The sequence below is a fragment of the Halomonas bluephagenesis genome, from assembly GCF_054790765.1.
In genome coordinates, this window is the sequence record NZ_CP133631.1 from 2770314 (window position 1) to 2791126 (window position 20813).

The window sequence follows — 20813 nt, forward strand, 5'->3', positions numbered from 1 at the left end:
CTGACCGATACCTTCATAACATGGCTGAAGCACCCAGGCAGCTTGCGCGGCCTGGGTGTCGCTTTGGACTAGCGGTCTAACCAAGCATCTTTGAAGCCATCGTTGACACCCACACCGGAAGTCACGAGGTCTTTTACGTCACAGCGGTAAAGGGTAGGGAAGCCAAGCTCCATCAACCAGCCGACAGGCACGTCTTCATGCAGAATTTCCTGCACTTCATGGTATAGCGCTTCACGCTCTTTATCGGGGAAGGCTGTGGCCGCGGCGTTAAACAGCTCGTCAACACGCTCGTTTTCGTAGCCTTCCACATTGTTCCAGGGTGAACCTTTGGCAATATTGTCGGACAGGTAAGTACGTGAAATGCCCAGCGCCGGGTCGCCATATTGGAACAGGTAGGTGAAGGCGAGATCGTAATCCCAGTCGCCAAGACGCTGGTTCCAGCCGCCCACGTCGGTGGCTTGGGGTCTTACGTTAATACCCACTTCACGCAGGTTCTGTTGTACGGCTTCAGCCCAACGGGTCCACGTTTCACCGTAAGGAAGCGGCAGGATAGTGATCTCTTCGCCGTCATACTCCATTTCTTCCAACAGCTCACGGGCACGGTCTGGATTGTGATCGTAAGGCTCTAAACCATCATGTTGGAAACGCGCATTGGAGCCAAAGGCTGAGAGCGGCACATTGCCTAAGCCATTCCACAGCACATCTTTGGCAAACTCACGATCCATGGCATACATCACTGCTTGGCGGAAGCGTTTGTCGGCGGGTGGGCCTTCACGGTTGTTCATCCACAACATAGCGAAGGGACTGAAATACTCGTGGCCTTCTTCCGTCATACAGACGTTATCCATAGCGGATAAACGTGGAATATCGAAGTTCTCAACGGTGCCGCTTGGTAGTACATCAATGGTGCCATTCTCGAAGGCGACCGCACGGGAGCCACCGTCCGGGATGATGTGCCAGTTGACGCCGTCTAGATAGGGCAGCCCGTCTTCGTAGTAGTCGTCATTTTTAACTAGCTCGATAACGGTGCCGCGTTCCCAATTAGCAAATTTGAAGGGGCCTGTGCCAATGGGGTGGTCGTTGTGTTCATTGTTGCGAAAATCGGTGTCCGCATACAGGTGCTCAGGCACCATGGTGAAGGTGCCTGCCTCAAAGGAGATCAGGAACGGGCCGAAGGGGTCGATTAAGGTAAATACAACGGTGTGGTCATCCGTTGCTTCGATGCTTTCCACATGTTGTAAAACGGCCCGCGCACTGGGGTTCAGCTCGCGGTGGAAAACATCGGCAGAAAATACCACGTCGTCAGCAGTGAAGGGTTCGCCGTCGTGCCAGGTAACATCTTCCCTCAGGTGAAACGTATAGGTGCGGCCATCGTCGCTGACTTCCCATGATTCAGCCAACTGCGGCATGGGTTCCAGGTCAGTGGTATAGCGCAGTAGTCCTTCATAGATATTGCCTGCCACGGTGCGCGTAGGCGCGTTTTGCACCATCCCCAGCACTAAGCCTGGCGGTTCTGGTTGGATAATGGTGTTAACTGTGCCGCCCTGTTTCGGGTCGTCTGCCAGGGTGGCCGACGAAAAGGCGAATGCTGCAGCGGAAATTGCCAACGCTAAAGATGTTTTCATTTTGTTTCTGCTCCTCGGTTACTAGGCCAAAGCCTGGCACGTAATGGATTTACGTTGTCGTTAGGCGAGCGAGGCGTGATACAAAACAGCCCAGTTGTGATTGTTGTTATGAATTGTTGTGGATCGTCGTTATAGATCGTTATAAGAGGCCTTTTTGAACATAGCAGTGGTTTGTAAAACTGTCGACAGTCGGCAATCGGCCGTCGACAGAATGCTTTTTTGCGTCATACTAAAAGTACGTAATACCTAATAAGAGTAGACTCTATGGCCTCCTCCTCAGCGGCTCCCGGCGCTTTTATTCAACAGCAAAACCTTGTTGAACAGGTGGCCGACTATTTGACGCAAGCGATTATCCAGCAACACTTTTTGCCCGGTGAGCGGCTTTCGGAAGTGCAGCTTTCCAGGGATTTAGGCGTTAGCCGCGCGCCGGTTCGCGAAGCCGCTCGCTTATTGGAAAGTCGTGGGTTGTTGGTCTCAAAACCGCGGCGTGGTTTTTTTGTCAGGGCGTTGAATGCCGTTGAATTAGAGGATGTCTTCGATCTGCGGCTATGCCTTGAGCGCCATGCTATCCAGCGCTTATCTGAGCGCTATAGCAGCGACGCTGAGCGCGCGCTAAAACAGCAGGTAGAGGTTTTGTGCGAAGCGACCGCCAGCAATGATGGAACACGCCGCATTGAAGAGGACCTGCAGTTTCACCGCTTAATGATTCATTACGCGGGCAACGAGCGGCTGCTGCGGGCATTTGATGGCTTAACCCACGAACTTCGCCTGTGCATTACGTTGATTACCAAAACCCACGAAGCCCCCGATACCATTGCCACCAGTCACTTTAAGCTGCTAGATGCCTTGGGTAGCGGCCGTTCCGAGGCTTGCCGCGAGGCCATTGACTACCATATAGGCGTTGCTAGGGATTTTGTGGTGAGCAGCGTGGGGGAGTGAATAAAAGAGTGCGTGAGAGCAGCTAGCCCCTAATCTAAATGTGCATTGTCATTAGATAAATCAATAGTTCACACCTGAACAGATGTCGCCTTGCTCTAGGTCTGGCAAGATAGCGTTTTCGGACGTTTGACGATCAAGGACACGGCATGGCGCATTTGCTACGCATCGTTATGATTCACGGCCACTTGTCGGGAGTGGTTGAGCTCAATGTGGATGGCCACACCAATATCTGCGGCACCAACGCGTCAGGCAAAACCACGCTTCAGCGGTTAGTGCCGGTGTTTTATGGCGAACTGCCCAATAAGGTAGTGCCGAAAACTCGCATGAAGTTTGATGCCTTCTATTTGCCCACTCGTCAAAGCTATCTGGTCTACGAATCCCGCCGCGAAGCAGGCAATGTTTGCCAAGTAGTGCTGACGCGCAAGCAGGAAGGCGGCGTGGAGTACCGTTTTGTCGGTGCCCCTTATCGACCAGAAGACTACCTGATCGAAACTGAAAAAGGCCCCTTGGCACTGGAGTACCCACAGTGGTCTAGCGGATTGCGCCGCAGCGGGATTCCTGTCTCATCTAAGTTGGGGGCTACCTCCGAGTTTCGCTCGGTGATCCAAAACGACTTCACCCAGCTTCACGGTAATAGCCGCGATGGCCTAAAATTGCGCCAAATTGCAGCGCAATTTAGCCTGGTTAACCCTGAACGGCGTATCCGTCATATCGAAAAACTGGTGTCTGCTGTGCATGCGAAAGAGGGCAAGATGGACACCCTCAAAACCATGCTGGCGGCAATTTTCGAAGAGGATGGCGTCGAGCTGCCGGTCACCCGCATTCGCAGTGCCAAAGCGCGGGAGTGGATTTCCCAGATGCGCCAGTCCATGCGCCTGGAGCCGCTGCAAGCCGCGCTGACTAAGCTTGGTGGCATCGACCGCGAATTGGCCCATTTAGAGACCACGCTTTGGCAGTTGAAACCCCAGCTAAGCGCCGATCATCAACAGGCTGAACAACGCATTGCGGATCTGGATGGTGAGTTAAATCGCCACCAGCGTGAATTCCAACAGCGTGAAAATGCCTACACCCAGCAGCGCGATGAGCTGAACGCCCGCCACAGTGAAGTCGCGAGCGACTTGCAGCACACTCAGCGTCGCCTGAATGACCTGCAAACCCAGTTTGAGCACTACGCTGATGCTGACATGACCGGCCTGGAGCGGGACATCAACGCCTTGCCCCAGTGGCGTGAACAGCGTGATCAGCTTCAGAAGCATCTGCAAGTCATGCAAGAGGCGGTAAAAGAGAGCCAGGCGCGCTTAGATGGCCGGTTACGCGAGCTTTCCGAAGCACTTGCCCGCCAAACTCAAGAAAACCAGGAATTGATAGATGCCCTGGTCGAGGAAAAAGCGCAGCGCCGAGAGCAGCAATGGCAAGCCGAACAGCAGCATAACGAGCGCTATCAGCAAGAGCGCCAGCGGTTAGAGGGGGAGTATCAAGCGCAGTTAGAACTGGGTGTTGAGCAGCTTGCCGAATTAAAAGCGCAACTGGCGATGCCCACCCAAACTGCTGAAGAAGCCCAAGAAGCCGAGCTTGCCCAAGCGCGTTTAGACCAAACACAGCAGGAACGCAGCGCCGCCACCGCCACGTTGGAAGCGCTGCGCCGCGAGCTTGAAAGCCACAAACGTGAACGCGACGCCGCCGAGCAGCAGCTGGTGCAGTGTCGCCAGCAGCGTGAGCGGGCCGAACAACACTGCTATGCGCTCTATCAACAGCGTGACCCCGAACAAGGCAGCCTGCGTCACTTCTTGCGCTACCATCGCCCTGGTTGGGAGCAGCAGCTTGGCAAGGTTATTGCGCCAGAGCTGCTTGAGCGCCGAGATCTTGCTCCGCAGCTTGCTGAAGGCGCCAGCGACGACCTGTTCGGGTTAGCGCTGGACCTAAGCGCCATTGCACTGCCGGATTACGCCCAAGACGAAGCCAGTTTGCTGGCGGCGATTGAAGAGGCGGATGGCGCTAAACAGCGCGCCCAAGCCGAGTGTGCCGCTGCCGAAAAAGCCCTAAAGCAGCACAACGAACGGGTGCAACAGGCCGACGAGGCCCAAGATCAGGCGCGTATGGGGTATCAGCGTGCCGAACAGGAAGTGGAGTATGCCCTTGAGGCTCGCCGCCAGCAGCAAGAGCGCCATACCAAGCGCCAGCAGGCACGTCGAGCGGAGCACCAAGCGGCGTTGGCTCGCCAGGAGCAGGCCCAGGCCGAACTGCGTGAAGAGAAACGCCAGTCGCTTGCCGAGCTGGCCGAGACCCATCAGGGCCAACTGCTGGAGTTAAAAGCCGATGCGCAAAACCAGCTGGATAGCCTGGATGCGCAGCTACGCCAGTACAAGCAGCAGCTCAACGATGCCAACGCGGAACATCAGCGCCAGCGCAATGAGCTGGAAGCCGCCTTCAGCCAGGAACTTGCCGAGCAGGGCGTGGACCCCGCGCAGCTTCAGGAAACGAAAAAACGCCTAGAGCAACAGAGTGACCGCATTCGTAAGATCGCCGCTCGCCAGGAAGAACTCACCGAGTACCAACGCTTTATGCGCGTGGAGTGGAGCCAGCACAAGCCCCAGCTGGTGGCCCAGGAAGCGGAGCTTGTTCAGCTTGACCAGCAGTTGAAACGTGAAAAAGCGCACCTCAAAAACGACTTCCATGCCGCACGTGAAGCGCATCAATCAGCGGTTAATGAGCTTAAAATTCAGCGCGCAAATGCCCACGGCAGCGTAGAAGCCCTTAAGCCGCTGCTGACCCAGTTAGAAAGTTTGGACATCGTTTCAGAGGGGGCGCCCTTAGCGGATGCCGTAGGTGACATGGAGGAGCGCATTGAGCGTGCTCGCCAAGCGTTACCCAGCCGCCATCAGCAGCTTGAACAACTGCGCCGGGGCTGCCTGGAGGTAGAAAGCCAACTGATTAAAGATGCCAGCAGCGGCTTTGCCGATGCACTGCAAAGCGAACGCGAGAAGCTGCCGAACGACAGCCCGCGACTAGTGTTGCCGCTGCTGCGCGACATGCTAAAACTATTGGAAGATCAACAGCAGCAGCTGATTCAGGAAGGGCGCAATTTAAGCGATGACCTGGATAAATTCTTTATTGTCTTCCGCGACTTAAATCGCCGTATCAGTGCGCAAAGCCGTCGGCTTTCCGACGAAGTGGCGGATGACCTGCGCTTAGAAGGCATCAGCAAAGCGGAAGTGCGCATTCAATCGACGATCGATGAGCTGGGTTTCTGGGAGCCTTTAAAGTTGTTTGCCCAGCGCTACAAAGCGTGGCGGGAATCTGGCCAGATGCTGCCCAGTGACGATTACCTTAATGCGCTGGCCGATGTGGTCGATTTGCTGCGCAGTGACCAGCAGTACAGCTTTGAAAGCCTGCTGCGCCTTGAGCTGCACCTAAACGAAGGCGGCACTGACCTGGTGATCAAAAATGACCGCCAGTTGTTGGAGTCTTCCAGCCATGGCATGGCCTACCTGATTTTGTGTAAGTTCCTGCTGGCGTTTACGCGGCTGCTGCGGGGGGATGCGCAAATCGCTATCCATTGGCCGATTGATGAAATCGGCACGCTGGCCTATCACAATGTCGAAAAGTTGTTCGACGCTTGTGACAGCAACCGCATTCATATTGTGGGGGCTTTCCCCAACCCGGAATCAGATGTGCTGCTGCTGTTTGCTAATCGCTACCTGATTGAGCGGGACCCTAACCAGCCCAACCAGCGCCTGCTAAAACGTATTGAACCGCGCCTTAGCCCGCTTGCGCAGCGGATCAAGGAGCGTCAGCAAGAGGTGACCGCATGATCGAACACGGCCCGCTACTGGAACGCTTGCTGGCTGGCGAGTTTGTCTGCGCCGTTAGTGATGACAATGCCTTTCGCCACTTAGCCAACGAAGAGACCCGCGACGCGATTGATGACTATCTGCGCCCGCTCAACCGCAGGCTGGCGAGCAATGATGAAGGCAGTGTCTACTTTTTAGCTTGGCGACAGCTGAACGAAGCCGCTCGGGAGCAGCTATCGCGCCAGCTGAGTGACACGGTCAACAGCCTGTTGCCGCTGCTGGAATGGCTGCAACTGGTTCAAGAGGCGCTAGGCCGCGACACCTTGGCGGCCCCTGGCGACGTGCTCAAGCCCGCAGAGTTCAGCGCTAAGTGCGAAGACAACCAAAGCCTGCGTGAGCGTTTGGAAAGGCTAGCCACAGACAGCTTCTTTGGCTCCCAGAGCGACCAGCTGGATGCCCAAGTAAAGCAGTTATTTAAGCGCTTAAAAGAGCATGGCTACTTGCTTCAGCCCCACACTGAGCGTCAGGTGTTTGTGGTCACCGGTAAAATTGATTACCTGATCGAGGTGGTGCGCTTTATCCGCGATGAGGAAAACTTGCCCATTGACGTGGAGCAGGAAGAGGGTGCCCAGGAGGCGCTGCTGTGAGCGAACTGGAAAGCCGCCTGCTAAAAACCGGCGCTGAGCGGCTGGCGCTGTTGGGCAAGCATGCCGAACGACTGATGCAGGGCTACACTCGCGATGACGTGCCGTTAGACGGACTCAACGACAGTGCGCTGCGCAAGCTGTTGGCTGCTCGAGTGTTATGGCGGCCCGATGAGCAGAGCGGCGTAAAGCTCTCCCCTAAAGTGCGCGAGCTGATCGCTGAAATGCTCGCCGACGAAACCCGCCGTCATGTGAATGCCGATGTTGCGGAAACCCTTGAGCTGGTGCGTTCGTTGGTGCACAGCTACCGTGAAGCCCGCAGCCGAGGTGAGCATTGGCGACAGGAGCAGCAGCTGCTGCGCCTGCGTCAGGAAGTTGACGATCTAAACGGCCGCTTTGCCGATGCTATTGATAGCCTTTGGCAGCGGCTCAATAGCGATTTCGGCTTTGTTAGCCAGTTGAGCGATAAGATCCGCGAAAACGACCGCGCCCAGAAGCAGATTGTTAGGTTGTTGGATGGCCTGGCGCTGATCGACTTCGACGAACTGATTGCGTTAGTAGGCAGTGATGGCAGCCTGCGCAAGCTACTGATCAGTCAGCTACAGCAGCGCTAAAGCCACCATTACACCAGCCTGCGGGAAGTGCAACGGCGGTTAATTGAGCTAATGGCACGCTTTCGCAAACAGCAGTCACGCAGCCGCCTGATCAGCGGCATGGTCGCGTTTATGCGCGAACACCCAGGCTTTGTGCCGAGTAATTACGCCAAACGCAGCGATGTACCGGCGTTATTTAACCACGCTGCGCCGTTACACCCCGCCGCTGCGCCAGCGTTAGATCGCGCGCTGGAAAGCCGCGTGCTGGCAGAACTGTTGCATGAATTGCCAACCCCACGCCATGCCACGCAAACCGTTGAGTCGGCCGTGCCTGCGCTCACGCCGGAAGATAATCTTGCCGCTGCACGCCAGCAGGCGCTTAAGCAAGATGTCGAACGCTTTTATCTTGCGGTGTTAGATCAGCCCCCCGCCGAGCCGATTAGCGCCCTCGCTTATCTGTATGACAGCCACCTCGACTGGCCCGATGAAATTTGGCTGTTTCAGGTTATCTCCGAATATCAGGGCTTGCCGCGTAGCGAGCAGCAGGCGTTTCGCCTACACCAAGACGAATCACCGGCCAGCCCATTTAACGATCTGCGCCTGATTCATGACGTCGCACTGGCGGTGGCAGTATGACGTTATCAGGCCGCGCCCGTGCCGGGCTTAACAGTGTTGTTCGAGAGCTTAACCGCCAGCCCGTGGTAGAAAAATCCCGTGGCAAGTGGGTAGAAGATGTGGTGGCGTGGTGCCATCAGCAAGATATTGATCTGACCATGCGGATTTCCAACCAAGCGCTGCGCTTTGACGCCACTCTCGTGGCGCAAATCAACAGCATGTTGGAGAGTGACCGTTTGGCACCGCTAGGGCGCTCGTTAAGTGGCTTAAGCAGTACCGCCCAAGCAGCAGAAGGCGTTGAGGAGGATAAAAGCCGCCGCGAAGGCCCTCGTGCAAAACGCGTGCTGATCAACTTGCCGTCACAGCCCTCTGCATGGCTTGTGCCAGAGCCGCGCAGCATACGCGATGTTGATGTAAGCGGCCTTAAGCTGGCGGTGTTTGGCGCGCTCGTTCAGGTGGAAAACCTGGATAGCTTCTACGCGTTTTCGCCAGAGATAGCAGCGCTTAGCGGCTAAGCTAACCCGCTGGTGGTCTATCGTGGCGACAGCCACTACGGCGGCGGCTTTGCCGAACTGACAAAAGCATGGCGCAAAACCAATCGGCCACACCTCTACGCCGGTGACTTCGACGCCAAAGGCGTGACCCTAGCCCTAGACAGCGGCGCCACGCATCTACTACTACCTGACATCGAATGGCTCACCCAGCACGTCACGCCCTTGCACCAACCCGCCGAACAGCTGTCGTTCCAACGCCGCCTACGCCAACGGAACGTTACGCTGCCCAGCCACCACCCCCTACGCCCATACTTAGCCCTGCTGGAAAAACAGCGCGGGCTAAAACAGCAATGGTTTGGAGGGGAGTTGGCGTGTATATCACTCAGTTAAAAGCAGCCTTAGGGCTGCCACTCAACCCCGCTATTTTACGCTTTCCCTTACTTGGCCGTTAACGAGTTCGCAAATACGCGACGTTTGGATAGTTTGCCAACATTGGCTTTTCCCTAAAGGGAATTAATGGGGTAGATTCAGGTGAGGGCGACAACAACCATTTTTAAGCAAAGCGTATCGCGTAGGCGAGCTTTTTTATAAATTTCAATGTATGGCAGGGAGATGGTTTGGCTGCTGGTTGTTAGGAAAATACGCATGCGCATTAATAAACTGTTAGACGAGTAGGTATATGTCACTCATCATTTCCGCTTTTGCACTCCTAATATCGTTGGGAAGCTTCTGGGTCAGCTTTGACTCAGCCCGACTGGCCAGGAGAACTGCTGCTGCAGAGAAAAGGACGCATGTCAGGACTATTCTTTCCGGCGTTCTTTTTGAGGTGCGTGAGCTTCACCAAGTTGTAGCAATGGCCATCAATTACGAAGGTGAAGAGTACCGATTCCCTGATGGTTTAGACAAAATAGAGCAGGAGTTGGCGCGGTATGCGGCAGTTATCCCTGGCAGGCTAAAGTGGCTGAGCGATGATAGCCCCGATGACCCGGTAAAGCTTGAGGAGTATCGGTCTCATGCCCTAGAGCTAGAATCTCGAATGACGAAGGTCCGGCCTATGATTCAGGAATTAAAAGTTGAAGTCATACCGGGCAAGTCGTCTAACAAATCGCTCAATTCGTCGCCGCAAAACGGCGCGAATTAGCGCAGCGTTAAGTTTTTTGCTCCATCCTCGCAGACTATGATGTAATACGTTGTAGTCGCCAAATTTGAGGGTATCGTCATGAGCGTCACCACAGTCCGCCTTCAAGCAGACGTTGAACAACACCTGGAAGCAATCGCTAGCAGGTTACACCGGAGCAAAGGCTGGGTGATCAACCAGGCATTGTCGGAATACATAGCAAAGCAGCAGCTTGAGCAAGAGCGGTGGAAACAAACGTTAGAGGCAATGGAGTCTGCTGCCCAAGGCAAGGTTGTTGATGCCAGCGAGGTTCACAGCTGGCTTAATAGCTGGGGAACCGAAAACGAGCAGGATGCGCCAGGGTCAGGTAAGTGAAACTGGTTTACACGGCCGAAGCCATTGACGATTTGAAACGCCTCCGAGAGTTCATTGCGGATCACAACCCGTCTGCGGCGGCCAGGATTGCCGCCGAGCTTGTTGGCAAAATCGAATTACTTCCAGGCTTCCCCAATATGGGCGCACCGGTTGAAATGGCACCGGTGCCTGACTCTGTTCGAGATATGGTTTTCGGAAAATACGTCGTTCGATATTCAGTCCATGCCACTGCCATCATTGTTCTCCGGGTATGGCATGGTCTTAAAGGTGAACGGTAGTCATTAAACCAGGCGTGGCACTCGGATGCCTTTGTATCTGCTTTGCTGCGTAAAAACTATCGGCGCTCTGCGCTCATCGGCGAATTCTGAGCATTTGAATCGCTCAATTGAACAATTCAAAGCAGGTAAGGTAACCCGCAGAGACTTGATGGATGAGTCGCCGATTACTGTCATGGACTGACGAATCCTGGAGCGATTCCCTTCACTGGCAAACCAGCGCCGTTAAAGGAAAACTTAGCTGGTTTTTGGTCGCGACGTATAGATGATACGAATCGATTCGTCTACGCAGTTGATGATAATGCGATTACGATTATTTTGTGTCGTTATCACTATTAGATTAGCGCTACTCCAAATCCCGAAAGGGTAAGTTGTTGGCTCAGGCTCGGGTAACTCAAATAATATAAATCTGGTTGTTGCGCGGTGCGCAACGAGCTATGATGTGCTTATGATTAAATCATTCCGCCACAAGGGACTCAAGCGGTTCTACGCTAGTGGCAGCACCGCTGGTATACAGGCGGATCATGCCAAGAAATTGCGTATGCAGCTTGCCGCTCTGGACACGGCCGTGTCAGTAGAAGATATGGATATCCCTGGTTTTAGGCTCCACCCGTTGAAGGGGAGAGACAAAGCGCGGTGGTCAATTTGGATCAACGGAAATTGGCGCATGACGTTCGAATTTCGAGATGGCAACGCGTACATTCTTGATTATGAGGATTATCACTAATGACGATGCATAATCCGCCGCATCCCGGCGAATTTATTCGGGAAGTGTACCTAGAACCTTTTGGTATCAGCTCCCGTCAGCTTGCTTCCAACTTGGGCGTTTCACCATCCACCTTGTCACGGTTGCTCAAAGGGGATAGTGGCATTAGCCCCGAAATGTCTTTGCGCTTGTCGAAGGTTCTCGGACGTACCCCGGAGAGCTGGCTATCAATGCAGGACATGTATGACCTATGGATGGCTCGCAGCACAATTAATTTGGACGACCTGCAGCCATTGGACTTTGAGGCCGCTTAACGATTGCTACTGTTGTCGTTGGCATCCTGTCGTAAAAAGCTGAGCAACCAAACTTATTGGAAATCTGTATGCCGCCAGACTAGGTCAGGTTTCTAAAGAGAAAGCACGGACGCGATATGAACCTACTCTTCCTCGGCCCCTCCGCCGGTGTACCCACCAAAACAAGAAATGTCACCGGGATCGCTTTGCGTGAAAGCAAAGGGAAGGGCTGGTATCTGGTTGATTGTGGTGAAGGTACCCAGCATCAGGTCTTGCATACCAAGCTATCGTTCCATTCATTGAAAGCCATCTTGATTACCCATGTGCACGGCGACCACTGCTACGGGCTGCCGGGTATTCTGGCGAGTGCGGCTATGGGTGGCCGGAAAGCGCCACTCACTATTGTTGCGCCCGCAAGTATCAAAACTTGGTTGGAGGCAACCTGCGAGGTGACGCAGCTATGCCTACCTTTTGCCTTGGAGTTTATCGCCTCAGACGACCTGCCAAGCGTTGAGTTTGAGAACATCGCGGTTGAGACATTCAGCCTTTCACATCGGGTGGCGTCTTATGCCTATGCATTTACGGAGCGAAAGGTTGATGCTGTCTTGGACGTGGCTAAGCTAGCGCAAAAGGGGATTCCAAGAGGGCCGCTGTGGGGGCAGTTGAAGCAGGGGTTTGATATTGAGTTTGCAGGTGAGCGGTTAAAAAGCCATGACTACTTAATCTTCAAGAACACGCCCAGGAAAGTAGTGATCGCTGGGGATAACGACCAGCCTGACTTATTGAACGAGGCGTGTGCAGAGGCGCAGGTGCTGGTACATGAGGCCACCTATACCGAAGAGATGGCCCAGAAGGCCGGTGATGTGGGGCATAGCTACGCCAAACTTGTTGCTGCTTTTGCCGAATCGATAAAGCTACCTAGTTTGGTGCTGACGCACTTCAGCCCTCGTTATCAGTTCAGCTCCCATGCGTCGCCGTCCATCGAGGACATTCGCAAAGAAGCTGAGGGTGCCTATTCAGGCTCTCTTTTCTTGGCGCGGGATTTTGGCGAATACACCTTGGAAAAAACGGGCCACTTTTCTGAGGTGGTGGGCGAGTAGTGTTTTCTGCGCGTGGTCGTCTGGGCTGGTTACGTTTATGGGTTTCGTGTTACAAGCCAGTGCTCGGCGCTGTTTGAGCCCCGATGACCGAACCCAGCAAGGAGAGTCCTCATGCAGAAGTTGAGAGTCGATTTAGTGTCCGATGTAGCATGCCCGTGGTGCGCGATCGGCTATCGGCGCTTCGAACAAGCGTTAGAGATACTTGATGGTGAGATCGATGTTGAACTCTTCTGGCAGCCCTTTGAACTCAACCGTGACATGCCGCCCGAGGGCGAGCCGATCCTAGAGCACTTATGCCGCAAGTACGGCAAGGACGCGGCCAGCATGGAGCAGTCCCAGCGGGAGATTATGGCCGTGGCCGAAGAACTTGGGCTGAATTTCCGTGGTGCACTGGAGCGCCGGGCGAATAATACCTTCGATGCCCATCGTGTGCTTGCGTGGGCCGCAACGCAGAACCGAGAGACGGCGCTGCAGTTGGCATTATTTGAGGCCTACTTTGGTGAGGCCAAGCGTCCTTCGGATCCAGAGGTGCTACGAGAGAAGGCTATTGAAGTTGGGCTTGACGGCGACGTTGCCGAGGCCATCGCCCGGTCTGATCAGTACGCGGACGACGTTCGAGAGGCAGAGCAGAAATTCATGGAGGCAGGGGTCACTGCCGTGCCGGGCTTTATACTCGATGGACGCTACCTGATTTCTGGCGCCCAGCCAGCCGATGTGCTTGTCGATGCGCTTCGTCAGGTGGCTGAGGAAAACGCGAGCCGTTAATGCCCTACAGCCTCTGGGGCGGCACTAGTAGTGCATCACCATACGCCGGGTGAATGCTCTTCGCTTCCCAGCGTTTTTGTCGCTGGCGTATGGCTAGTCAAACGATTTCAAAACGCTATTTCTCAAGCGCGGGCTCTCAATAAGCCCGCGCGTTACTCGCTATTTCAAAAGCTATTTTAAAAGCTATTTCAAAAACGCTCGCAGCGTTTCGCTGGCTTGGTCGATAGCGACAACGCCATCTAAATGGCCGCGGTTGCCTTCCAGGGTTTCAAGCGTCACCTCGGTGCCGTCGGCTTCAATCAGCTCGGCAGTGCGGCGTACGCCTTCAGGCGCAAAGACGAGGTCGTTTTCGCTGTAGAGCATCAGCGTGGGGGCGTCGATGGCGGCCAGTCCTTCTTCTAACGAGTCACCGTGTCCCGCCATAAAGAGCTGGTTGGCGCGAACCAAGTACAGCAGATGGTTGGCATCGGAAAGCTCGGCGCGGGCGGCGGCGACGTCATCCAGCGTTTGCTCAATGGCGTAGCGGGCGTTGATATCTTGAGCGGGGTCGCGCTCTTCGTCGGCCCAGTCGCGGTTGAAAGTTTCGTTGGCCCACTGCCAGTGATTGGCATTGAGGGTGACGAGCTTGAGCGCTTCTTTTAGGCCATCGGTGGGTGGCTCGCCATCGTAGTAGTTGCCTTCATTCCAGTTGGCGTCTAGGCGAATGGGCGCTGCCCAGGCGCTAAGCGTTGCCAGTAACCAGGGGTCGGCAACGCCGCCGCCAATAACAGGAATCAACCTATCCACTTTGTCAGGGTACGCGCTGGCCCATTCAAATGCTTGAAGCGCCCCCATGGAGGCGCCCATGACCGCGTGTAGTGACTCAATGCCCTGGCTCTCTAACAGCGCACGCTGTACCTCGACAAAGTCACGAATCGTTACCACAGGAAAATCCATTCCCCACGGTTTGCCGGTGTCTGGATTGATAGAGGCGGGGCCAGTGGTGGTGACATTGGGGGCGTGGGCGTTGAGGTTCACCAGCGTATCGGACGCAATAATGTAGTACTCGTCGGTATCCAGTGGTTTGCCGGGGCCAATGATGGCATCCCAGTAGCCGGTTGGCTCGCCATCCGGATCATAACGACCTGCTGCGTTGCTGGTACCAGAGAAGAAATGGGTGATTAAGATGGCATTGTCACGGGCGTCGTTTAATTCACCGTAGGCTTCCCAACCCACCGCAAGTTCGGGAATTGTTTCGCCGCCTTGGGTAGTGAAGTCTTGCATCTCGAAGGTTTGTTTTTCGACGACGCCATCCCAGGCCAGTAGCGGTGATGCTGCCAGTAATCCGAGGCTGGTAACTGTCACCACGGTCAATAAAGAGTGTCGTTGCTTGAGGGGCATACGCCTTCCTTAAATGAGGGATTGTTATGATTATTGTTGGCAACGGCTGCGTTGCCACCCTCTTAGCGTAGACGGCTTTAGCGCATTTTAAATGGGTTTAGCCCGTTAGCTTGTTGCATCATCATGCGTTTGGCGAGCGGTACGCGTTCGGCAAGGTGCAGGCTGAGGTCACCCAGCTGGCGTAGCGGTTTTGCGCCGGTAAACAGGTGATGGAAACTGTCGGTGGCGGCAATCATTGCTTGGTTGGCCAAACGGCGGTGGCATTCGAAGCGGTGCAGGCTGATAGCGTCACCGGGGTCGCGGCCTTTGATAATCAGCTCTGCCAGGGTGTCAGCATCATGCAGGCCAATATTCAGTCCTTGTCCTGCCAGCGGATGCACCACGTGGGCGGCATCGCCAATCAGTGCTAAGCGCTTGCCGATATAGCGTTTGGCGTGCTGGCGTCTAATTGGAAAACTCGCCTTTGCGACCACACGGGTTAGCTTGCCTAGCCGCTTGGGAAAGGCTGTTTCAATGGCCGTTTTTAGGGCGTCGTTGGAGAGCTGTTCACGGGCTTTGGTGGCTTCGTCGCTGTCATACCACACCAGCGATGCACGATGGCCTGGTAAGGGAAGCATGGCAATCGGGCCGGTGGGGGTGAAACACTGCCAACTGATATCTTGTTGGGGTAGCTCGGTTTCCACGTTAATAATCATCGCCCGCTGATGGTAGTCGTAGCTACTAACGGCAATGCCAGCAAGTTCTCGTAGCGTCGAATGCGCGCCATCTGCGCCAACAATCAAGCGGGCGCTTAAGGTTTTGCCGTTATCTAGCTCTAGCATGCGGCCAGTGCTGGCGGCCATGGTGCTGAGCGGTGCGCACTGGGTATAGCAGGTCACGCTGGGAAGATTCTCTAAGCGCTGCCACAACGCATATTGCAGGGTGCGGTTTTCGATAAAAATGCCGAAGTTATCCATGCCACTGTCCTGGGCAGAAAACAGTGAATGGCCGGAGCCATCCTGGTTGGCGACATCAATATGGCGAAACGGGCAGCAGCGCTCTTCGGGAAGCGCGGTGCCGCTCGCTTTTACAAACGCCAGCGAACGGGCATTAAGTGAGGAGATACGCAGGTCATAATCGCCGCTGGGCGGGGTGGGGGCACTGCCGCGTTCTACCAGCCCAACCGACATGCCGGTATGTCCTAATCGGGCCGCTAGCGCGGCACCCACCATGCCACCGCCGACAATGATAATCTCGTGATCCCACTGCATGAGACACTCCTTACGTTGAATAACGAGGGCATATTGCATGACCCTTTATTGTCATACAGTATCGGTTACTTGTCGCAGTGTTGCATAGGGTGATCCATTGACGCAGGCCGTGGAAATGACAAATAGCATCGCACAGGCGGGGGGGGCGCTGGCGGGTTTTATTGAGCGCCACCCTAAACTGTGGGTGATTACTGGCGCAGGAGTAAGCACCGACAGCGGCATTCCTGATTACCGCGATGCGGATGGGCAGTGGAAACGCCCGCCGCCGGTACAGCATGGCGATTTTATGGCCTCACTTGCTGTGCGCCAGCGTTATTGGGCGCGGGCGCTGATCGGTTTCAAAGCTATGCGTGAAGCCCAAGTGAGTGGTGCGCATCGTGCACTAGCGGCGCTGGAAACCATGGGCTACGTGGAACTGCTGGTGACACAGAACGTAGACCGTCTGCATCAGCGGGCAGGTTCCAGCAAGGTGATTGATTTGCACGGGCGAGCAGACATGGTGGCGTGCATGACCTGCGGTTACCAACTCATGCGCCACGCCATGCACAGCGAAATGGCCAGGATGAACCCGCGTTTTGCAGCGTTAGATGCCCGCCATGCGCCCGACGGCGATGCGGATTTAGAAACCGATTTTTCGACGTTTAAGGTGTTGGACTGCCCGCGCTGCCAAGGCATCCTAAAGCCCCAGGTTGTCTATTACGGCGATGTGGTGCCGCCAGCGCGGCGCTTGGCTGCTCAAGCAGGGCTGCAAAACGCCGATGCCGTGTTGGCTGTGGGCACCTCGTTGATGGTGTATTCAGGCTACCGCTTCTGCCGCGATGCCCACGCCATGGGTTTGCCAGTTGCCTCGCTATCGTTGGGCGTCACTCGCGCCGATGCGCTGTTGACCCATCAGTGGCGTGCGCCGTTGACGCCAGTGCTAGAGTACGCTGTCGGCTGTTTGCAGCAGCGTTTACTTGACTAAAGTGCTAGGGTATTAGGCAACGATTGTCATCAACAGCGGAGTCGCCCGTGCTGTCATTTGAACACCAGTTTGCAACGCTTCCCGAGCCACTTTGGATGGCTTGCCAGCCCACGCCAGTGAGCCAGCCCACGTTGATTGTATTTAATGAGCGTCTGGCAGAAACACTGGGGTTTAAGACAGAACTGAAGAATAAGCCCGATGATGCCACCCTTACCCAGTGGTTTAGTGGAAATCAGCTGCCTCCGGGCGCAGAACCACGGGCGCTGGGCTACGCTGGGCATCAGTTTGGTAACTTTGTACCGCAGTTGGGTGATGGCCGTGCACTGCTGCTGGGGGAAGTTATCGACCAGGATGGCATACGACGCGATGTGCAGCTCAAAGGCAGTGGCCGCACGCCATTTTCCCGTGGCGGTGATGGACGTTCGCCGCTAGGCCCGGTGCTACGGGAGTATCTGGTCAGTGAATTTATGGCTGCAATGGGCGTACCCACCACCCGTGCGTTAGCTGCAGTTACCAGTGGCGAGCGAGTCGTGCGCCAATTACCTGAGCCCGGCGCAGTATTTACCCGCGTCGCAAGCAGTCATATTCGTGTGGGCACCTTTCAATTTGCTGCGGTACGTAGAGATGAAGCTGCCCTGAAAGCGCTGGCCGACCATGTGATTGAGCGCCACTATCCGGAAGCCGCTAGTGCAGACGATCCTTATTTAGCCTTGTTAGAGGCGGTGATTGCTCGCCAAGCGGTGCTAGTGGCGCGGTGGATGAGCCTTGGATTTATTCATGGTGTTATGAATACCGACAACTGCAGCATTGCCGGAGAAACTATTGATTACGGCCCCTGTGCCTTTATGGAGCAGTTTGACCCGCAAAAGGTCTTCAGCTCAATTGACCAAAGTAAACGCTATGCCTTCGATAACCAGCCCGCGATTGCTCAATGGAACCTTGCCCGCTTCGCCGAAACGTTGCTGCCGCTGATGCGCGAAGAAGGCGATACTGTCGTCGAGCAGGCCACTGATATCATCCGCCGCTTTGAGCCACTGTTTGATGCCGAGCAGCACCGCTTGCATGCGGATAAGCTTGGCCTTGCAGCAGACAGCGACCAATCGGTACCGCTAATGAAGGCGCTGGAAAGCCAGATGCACCAGGGGCGGATGGATATGACCGCCACCTTTGATGCGCTGACACATTACGCCAGCACCTCAAGCGAGCCGCATAAAGAAGCACTGCTGGCGCTGACGACCCAACCCAATGAGTTGGCGGCATGGTTAGATAAGTGGCAAGCCGCACAGGCTGCCAGCCAAGACAGCGAGCGTTTAGATGCTATGCGGCGTGCTAATCCAGTTGTTATTCCCCGCAATCACCGCATTCAGGAAGTTATCGATGCGGCTTACGAGGGCGATTTTGCGCCGTTTCACAGCTTACTTGCTGTGGTCACCCAGCCCTTTGATGAATCAGCAGAAGCACGACGCCTTGCAGCCCCCGCAACGGAAAACGAGCAGGTACTAAGAACGTTTTGCGGTACGTAATCTCGACTTTTCCTGTGGTAAGCTGTGATTATTTACAGGTAAAGGGCGGAGGCAAGGGCAATCTGTGCGCAAAATTATTCATTGCGACTGTGACTGCTTCTACGCAGCGGTTGAAATGCGCGACAACCTAGCGCTTAACGATGTGCCTATTGCGATAGGCGGCAGCGTTGAGCAGCGCGGGGTTGTCGCTACCTGTAACTACCCCGCCCGCGAATTTGGCATCCACTCGGCCATGCCCATGGCGCAGGCACTCAAACGCTGCCCACATTTGACCGTTATCCGTGGTGACATGGCCAAATACAAAGCAGTGGCGCGTCAAGTGTTTGCGATCTATCGCGATGTGACTGAACTGATTGAACCGCTTTCGCTAGATGAAGCCTTTTTAGACGTTACTGATATTTCCCTGTGCAACGGCAGCGCCACCCGCATGGCCGAAGCGATTCGCCAACGGGTTAAGCAAGAAGTAGGCATTACCGTCTCGGCAGGTGTCGCTCCCAATAAGTTTCTTGCCAAAATTGCCAGTGACTGGCGTAAGCCCGATGGTCTGTTTGTGATCACGCCGAACGATATCGATGGCTTTGTACAGCAACTGCCGGTCAAGAAAATCCACGGGGTAGGGCCGCGCACGGCTGAAAAATTGGCGGGGTTGGGTATTCAAACCTGTGCGGATTTGCGGGCTCGTCCGCTCACTGAGCTGGTCGAACAGTTTGGCCGCTTCGGTCATCGACTGTTCGAGCTTAGCTTTGGACGCGACGAGCGGCCAGTGAAAACCCACCGTGAGCGGAAATCGATAAGTACCGAGCAAACCTACTCCCAGGACTTACCCACCCTAGAAGCCTGTCGCCAACAATTACCTGATCTTCTCAACGACTTAGAGCAGCGCTATGCCAGACTAGACCCCGCGCCCGCCGTGCGTGGGCTAATGGTAAAGGTAAAATTCAACGACTTTACCCAAACCACCGTGGAGCACGCCGATCCCGCGCCTAACCTGGATCAATTCGAATCCCTGTTAACTATTGGTTGGACACGAGGGGAAAGGCCTGTTCGGCTATTAGGCGTGGGCTACCGCTTGGCAGAAGAAGCCACCGTTCAACAACTCTCGCTGTTTTAATTAGCCTGTTAATACTTATGTCGATTGACGCTCATTCAAAGGCGCGTTAAAACAGACGTATGATAGTTTGTCTACTTGCTAGCTAGCGTGGGTGCTGCCGCCGCGCTGCTTTCCTGTCATCTTACCCTGCGAGCTAACCATGTCTGCCCATGCCACCCAACGCCCTCGTTTAGTGTTCGCCCATGCGAATGGCTTTCCTGGCTTAAGCTATCGCACGTTGCTGGAACCGCTGGCAGAGTCGTTTGACCTCCATCCGCTGGACCGATTGGGTCATCACCCGGATTACCCGGTGAACCATAACTGGGGCAATTTAGTCGATGAACTGCTGAGCTACTTGCCGGTTACAGACGCACCGTTATTGGGTGTTGGTCACTCGTTAGGCGGTACGCTGATGGCGATGGCTGCAGATAAACAGCCAGAACGCTTCTGCGGCGTCATTATGCTCGACCCGCCGTTGATGCTGGGGCCGGATGCTTGGGTGATGAAAGCCGCAAAGCGGTTTGGCTTTATGGATCGCATCACGCCTGCTGGTAAAACCCAGGGGCGGCGCAGTGTGTGGCCTAGCCGAGAAGCAATGGCTGACTCGCTGCGCCGTCGTGGGTTATTTCGCCGCTTTACCCCAGAGGCATTGAACGACTACATTGAAGCAGGAACGCGCTTGCTAGATGACGGTAGCGCTGAGCTAACCTTCGACCCAGGGGTTGAGGTAGAGATATTTCGCCATCTGCCCGACCACCTTTCTGGATTGCCACGTCGAGTTGGTGTGCCGATCCACTTGGTAGCAGGGCAGGAGTCGCACTTACTCACCCCTACACGGGTCAAGCGGCTTCAGCGCCGTGGGTTAGCTATTAGCGAGGTTCCCGGTACTCATATGTTCCCTATGGAGCATCCAGATGAAACGCGGGCGGCCATATTGGCGGCGTGGCAGCGTTTTGAGCTGGGAGCCAGTAAGCGCGCATAAAGCGCATAAGGAGGCAGGATGTATCTTTCCGTACAACTAAGCTATTACCCGCTGGCCGATGATTTTAAGCCAGTGGTGAAAGACGTAGTAAAACGTTTGGAAGCGACAGGATTAGAAGTACACCCTAATCGAATGAGTACCCAGGTGTTCGGGGAATTCGATGCGGTGATGGCGGCGTTAAGTGAAGTCATGAAGTGGTCGTTTGAGACCCACGGGAAAGCGGTTTTTACAGCTAATTTCCTGGAAGGCGATCGACGCCCACGTTAAAGAAACGCCGCCCGATTTGGGCGGC

20 protein-coding genes and 2 pseudogenes are annotated in these 20813 nt (G+C 55.1%); 19 read left to right on the forward strand and 3 right to left on the reverse strand.

The window, feature by feature from the left end:
* Window positions 1–68: 68 nt before the first annotated feature.
* Complete coding sequence (locus REH51_RS12460) at window positions 69–1625, reverse strand: ABC transporter substrate-binding protein (RefSeq protein WP_498935937.1); 1557 nt, start codon at window positions 1623–1625, stop codon at window positions 69–71.
* Window positions 1626–1889: 264 nt separating this feature from the next.
* On the opposite strand from REH51_RS12460, the gene REH51_RS12465 reads away from it, so the two are divergent.
* From REH51_RS12465 to REH51_RS12530, 14 genes and pseudogenes are all read left to right on the forward strand, one after another.
* The gene (locus REH51_RS12465; protein ID WP_009722147.1) at window positions 1890–2564 is read left to right on the forward strand and encodes a GntR family transcriptional regulator; all 675 of its coding nucleotides are present in this window, start codon (window positions 1890–1892) and stop codon (window positions 2562–2564) included.
* Between the two features lie 146 nt (window positions 2565–2710).
* The gene (locus REH51_RS12470) at window positions 2711–6376 is read left to right on the forward strand and encodes an ATP-binding protein (RefSeq protein WP_498935939.1); all 3666 of its coding nucleotides are present in this window, start codon (window positions 2711–2713) and stop codon (window positions 6374–6376) included.
* On the forward strand, window positions 6373–7002 hold the full coding sequence (locus REH51_RS12475) for a condensin complex protein MksE (RefSeq protein ID WP_009722149.1): 630 nt from the start codon (window positions 6373–6375) through the stop codon (window positions 7000–7002). The genes REH51_RS12470 and REH51_RS12475 overlap by 4 nt, the downstream gene beginning before the upstream one ends.
* Window positions 6999–8228, forward strand: a pseudogene (locus REH51_RS12480) (hypothetical protein). The gene REH51_RS12475 and the pseudogene REH51_RS12480 overlap by 4 nt, the downstream one beginning before the upstream one ends.
* A complete protein-coding gene (locus tag REH51_RS12485; RefSeq protein WP_498935941.1) occupies window positions 8225–8722 on the forward strand; it encodes a hypothetical protein in 498 nt (165 codons plus the stop codon). Before REH51_RS12480 ends, REH51_RS12485 begins: the two are co-directional and overlap by 4 nt.
* Before the next feature lie 12 nt (window positions 8723–8734).
* The gene (locus tag REH51_RS12490; RefSeq protein WP_498935943.1) at window positions 8735–9091 is read left to right on the forward strand and encodes a hypothetical protein; all 357 of its coding nucleotides are present in this window, start codon (window positions 8735–8737) and stop codon (window positions 9089–9091) included.
* Between the two features lie 289 nt (window positions 9092–9380).
* Complete coding sequence (locus tag REH51_RS12495) at window positions 9381–9842, forward strand: hypothetical protein (RefSeq protein ID WP_009722153.1); 462 nt, start codon at window positions 9381–9383, stop codon at window positions 9840–9842.
* A 78-nt stretch (window positions 9843–9920) separates the two neighbouring features.
* A complete protein-coding gene (locus REH51_RS12500; RefSeq protein WP_009722154.1) occupies window positions 9921–10193 on the forward strand; it encodes a CopG family ribbon-helix-helix protein in 273 nt (90 codons plus the stop codon).
* Complete coding sequence (locus tag REH51_RS12505) at window positions 10190–10471, forward strand: type II toxin-antitoxin system RelE/ParE family toxin (RefSeq protein WP_009722155.1); 282 nt, start codon at window positions 10190–10192, stop codon at window positions 10469–10471. The genes REH51_RS12500 and REH51_RS12505 overlap by 4 nt, the downstream gene beginning before the upstream one ends.
* Window positions 10472–10623: 152 nt before the next feature.
* Window positions 10624–10807, forward strand: a pseudogene (locus tag REH51_RS12510) (type II toxin-antitoxin system YoeB family toxin).
* Between the two features lie 109 nt (window positions 10808–10916).
* A complete protein-coding gene (locus tag REH51_RS12515; RefSeq protein WP_009722156.1) occupies window positions 10917–11195 on the forward strand; it encodes a type II toxin-antitoxin system RelE/ParE family toxin in 279 nt (92 codons plus the stop codon).
* On the forward strand, window positions 11195–11488 hold the full coding sequence (locus REH51_RS12520) for a HigA family addiction module antitoxin (protein ID WP_009722157.1): 294 nt from the start codon (window positions 11195–11197) through the stop codon (window positions 11486–11488). The genes REH51_RS12515 and REH51_RS12520 overlap by 1 nt, the downstream gene beginning before the upstream one ends.
* 116 nt (window positions 11489–11604) lie before the next feature.
* Window positions 11605–12567: a ribonuclease Z gene (locus REH51_RS12525; RefSeq protein ID WP_498935944.1), complete on the forward strand. Its 963-nt coding sequence runs from the start codon at window positions 11605–11607 to the stop codon at window positions 12565–12567.
* Between the two features lie 111 nt (window positions 12568–12678).
* Window positions 12679–13332 (forward strand): DsbA family oxidoreductase, encoded by a 654-nt coding sequence (locus REH51_RS12530; protein ID WP_009722159.1) that lies wholly within the window; start codon window positions 12679–12681, stop codon window positions 13330–13332.
* Window positions 13333–13515: 183 nt separating this feature from the next.
* On the opposite strand, the gene REH51_RS12535 is transcribed toward REH51_RS12530, so the two are convergent.
* Together REH51_RS12535 and REH51_RS12540 are read right to left on the reverse strand one after the other, a co-directional pair.
* A complete protein-coding gene (locus REH51_RS12535) occupies window positions 13516–14712 on the reverse strand; it encodes an E22 family MetX-like putative esterase (protein WP_009722160.1) in 1197 nt (398 codons plus the stop codon).
* A 77-nt stretch (window positions 14713–14789) separates the two neighbouring features.
* A complete protein-coding gene (locus REH51_RS12540; protein WP_009722161.1) occupies window positions 14790–15962 on the reverse strand; it encodes a UbiH/UbiF/VisC/COQ6 family ubiquinone biosynthesis hydroxylase in 1173 nt (390 codons plus the stop codon).
* Between the two features lie 115 nt (window positions 15963–16077).
* Here REH51_RS12540 and REH51_RS12545 point away from each other — a divergent pair, with 115 nt between their 5' ends.
* The 5 genes from REH51_RS12545 to REH51_RS12565 all read left to right on the forward strand — a co-directional run bounded on the left by REH51_RS12545 (window position 16078) and on the right by REH51_RS12565 (window position 20788).
* Window positions 16078–16926, forward strand: a complete 849-nt coding sequence (locus REH51_RS12545) for an NAD-dependent protein deacetylase (protein ID WP_498935946.1) — start codon at window positions 16078–16080, stop codon at window positions 16924–16926.
* Between the two features lie 47 nt (window positions 16927–16973).
* A complete protein-coding gene (locus REH51_RS12550; RefSeq protein ID WP_234667888.1) occupies window positions 16974–18449 on the forward strand; it encodes a protein adenylyltransferase SelO in 1476 nt (491 codons plus the stop codon).
* A gap of 64 nt (window positions 18450–18513) precedes the next feature.
* Window positions 18514–19560: a DNA polymerase IV gene (gene dinB / locus REH51_RS12555; RefSeq protein WP_009722164.1), complete on the forward strand. Its 1047-nt coding sequence runs from the start codon at window positions 18514–18516 to the stop codon at window positions 19558–19560.
* A 139-nt stretch (window positions 19561–19699) separates the two neighbouring features.
* The gene (locus REH51_RS12560; RefSeq protein WP_009722165.1) at window positions 19700–20521 is read left to right on the forward strand and encodes an alpha/beta fold hydrolase; all 822 of its coding nucleotides are present in this window, start codon (window positions 19700–19702) and stop codon (window positions 20519–20521) included.
* Window positions 20522–20539: 18 nt separating this feature from the next.
* Window positions 20540–20788, forward strand: a complete 249-nt coding sequence (locus REH51_RS12565; protein WP_009722166.1) for a YkoF family thiamine/hydroxymethylpyrimidine-binding protein — start codon at window positions 20540–20542, stop codon at window positions 20786–20788.
* Window positions 20789–20813: the final 25 nt, after the last annotated feature.

What these genes read in the sequence shown, in the direction of transcription:
- REH51_RS12525 (WP_498935944.1), top strand. Translation starts at nt 11,605, where the DNA reads ATGAACCTACTCTTCCTCGGCCCCTCCGCCGGTGTACCCACCAAAACA.
- REH51_RS12530 (WP_009722159.1), top strand. Translation starts at nt 12,679, where the DNA reads ATGCAGAAGTTGAGAGTCGATTTAGTGTCCGATGTAGCATGCCCGTGG.
- REH51_RS12485 (WP_498935941.1), top strand. Translation starts at nt 8,225, where the DNA reads ATGACGTTATCAGGCCGCGCCCGTGCCGGGCTTAACAGTGTTGTTCGA.
- REH51_RS12465 (WP_009722147.1), top strand. Translation starts at nt 1,890, where the DNA reads ATGGCCTCCTCCTCAGCGGCTCCCGGCGCTTTTATTCAACAGCAAAAC.
- REH51_RS12475 (WP_009722149.1), top strand. Translation starts at nt 6,373, where the DNA reads ATGATCGAACACGGCCCGCTACTGGAACGCTTGCTGGCTGGCGAGTTT.
- REH51_RS12460 (WP_498935937.1), bottom strand. Translation starts at nt 1,625, where the DNA reads ATGAAAACATCTTTAGCGTTGGCAATTTCCGCTGCAGCATTCGCCTTT.
- REH51_RS12535 (WP_009722160.1), bottom strand. Translation starts at nt 14,712, where the DNA reads ATGCCCCTCAAGCAACGACACTCTTTATTGACCGTGGTGACAGTTACC.
- REH51_RS12470 (WP_498935939.1), top strand. Translation starts at nt 2,711, where the DNA reads ATGGCGCATTTGCTACGCATCGTTATGATTCACGGCCACTTGTCGGGA.
- REH51_RS12520 (WP_009722157.1), top strand. Translation starts at nt 11,195, where the DNA reads ATGACGATGCATAATCCGCCGCATCCCGGCGAATTTATTCGGGAAGTG.
- REH51_RS12515 (WP_009722156.1), top strand. Translation starts at nt 10,917, where the DNA reads ATGATTAAATCATTCCGCCACAAGGGACTCAAGCGGTTCTACGCTAGT.
- REH51_RS12540 (WP_009722161.1), bottom strand. Translation starts at nt 15,962, where the DNA reads ATGCAGTGGGATCACGAGATTATCATTGTCGGCGGTGGCATGGTGGGT.
- REH51_RS12565 (WP_009722166.1), top strand. Translation starts at nt 20,540, where the DNA reads ATGTATCTTTCCGTACAACTAAGCTATTACCCGCTGGCCGATGATTTT.
- REH51_RS12545 (WP_498935946.1), top strand. Translation starts at nt 16,078, where the DNA reads ATGACAAATAGCATCGCACAGGCGGGGGGGGCGCTGGCGGGTTTTATT.
- REH51_RS12560 (WP_009722165.1), top strand. Translation starts at nt 19,700, where the DNA reads ATGTCTGCCCATGCCACCCAACGCCCTCGTTTAGTGTTCGCCCATGCG.
- REH51_RS12500 (WP_009722154.1), top strand. Translation starts at nt 9,921, where the DNA reads ATGAGCGTCACCACAGTCCGCCTTCAAGCAGACGTTGAACAACACCTG.
- REH51_RS12495 (WP_009722153.1), top strand. Translation starts at nt 9,381, where the DNA reads ATGTCACTCATCATTTCCGCTTTTGCACTCCTAATATCGTTGGGAAGC.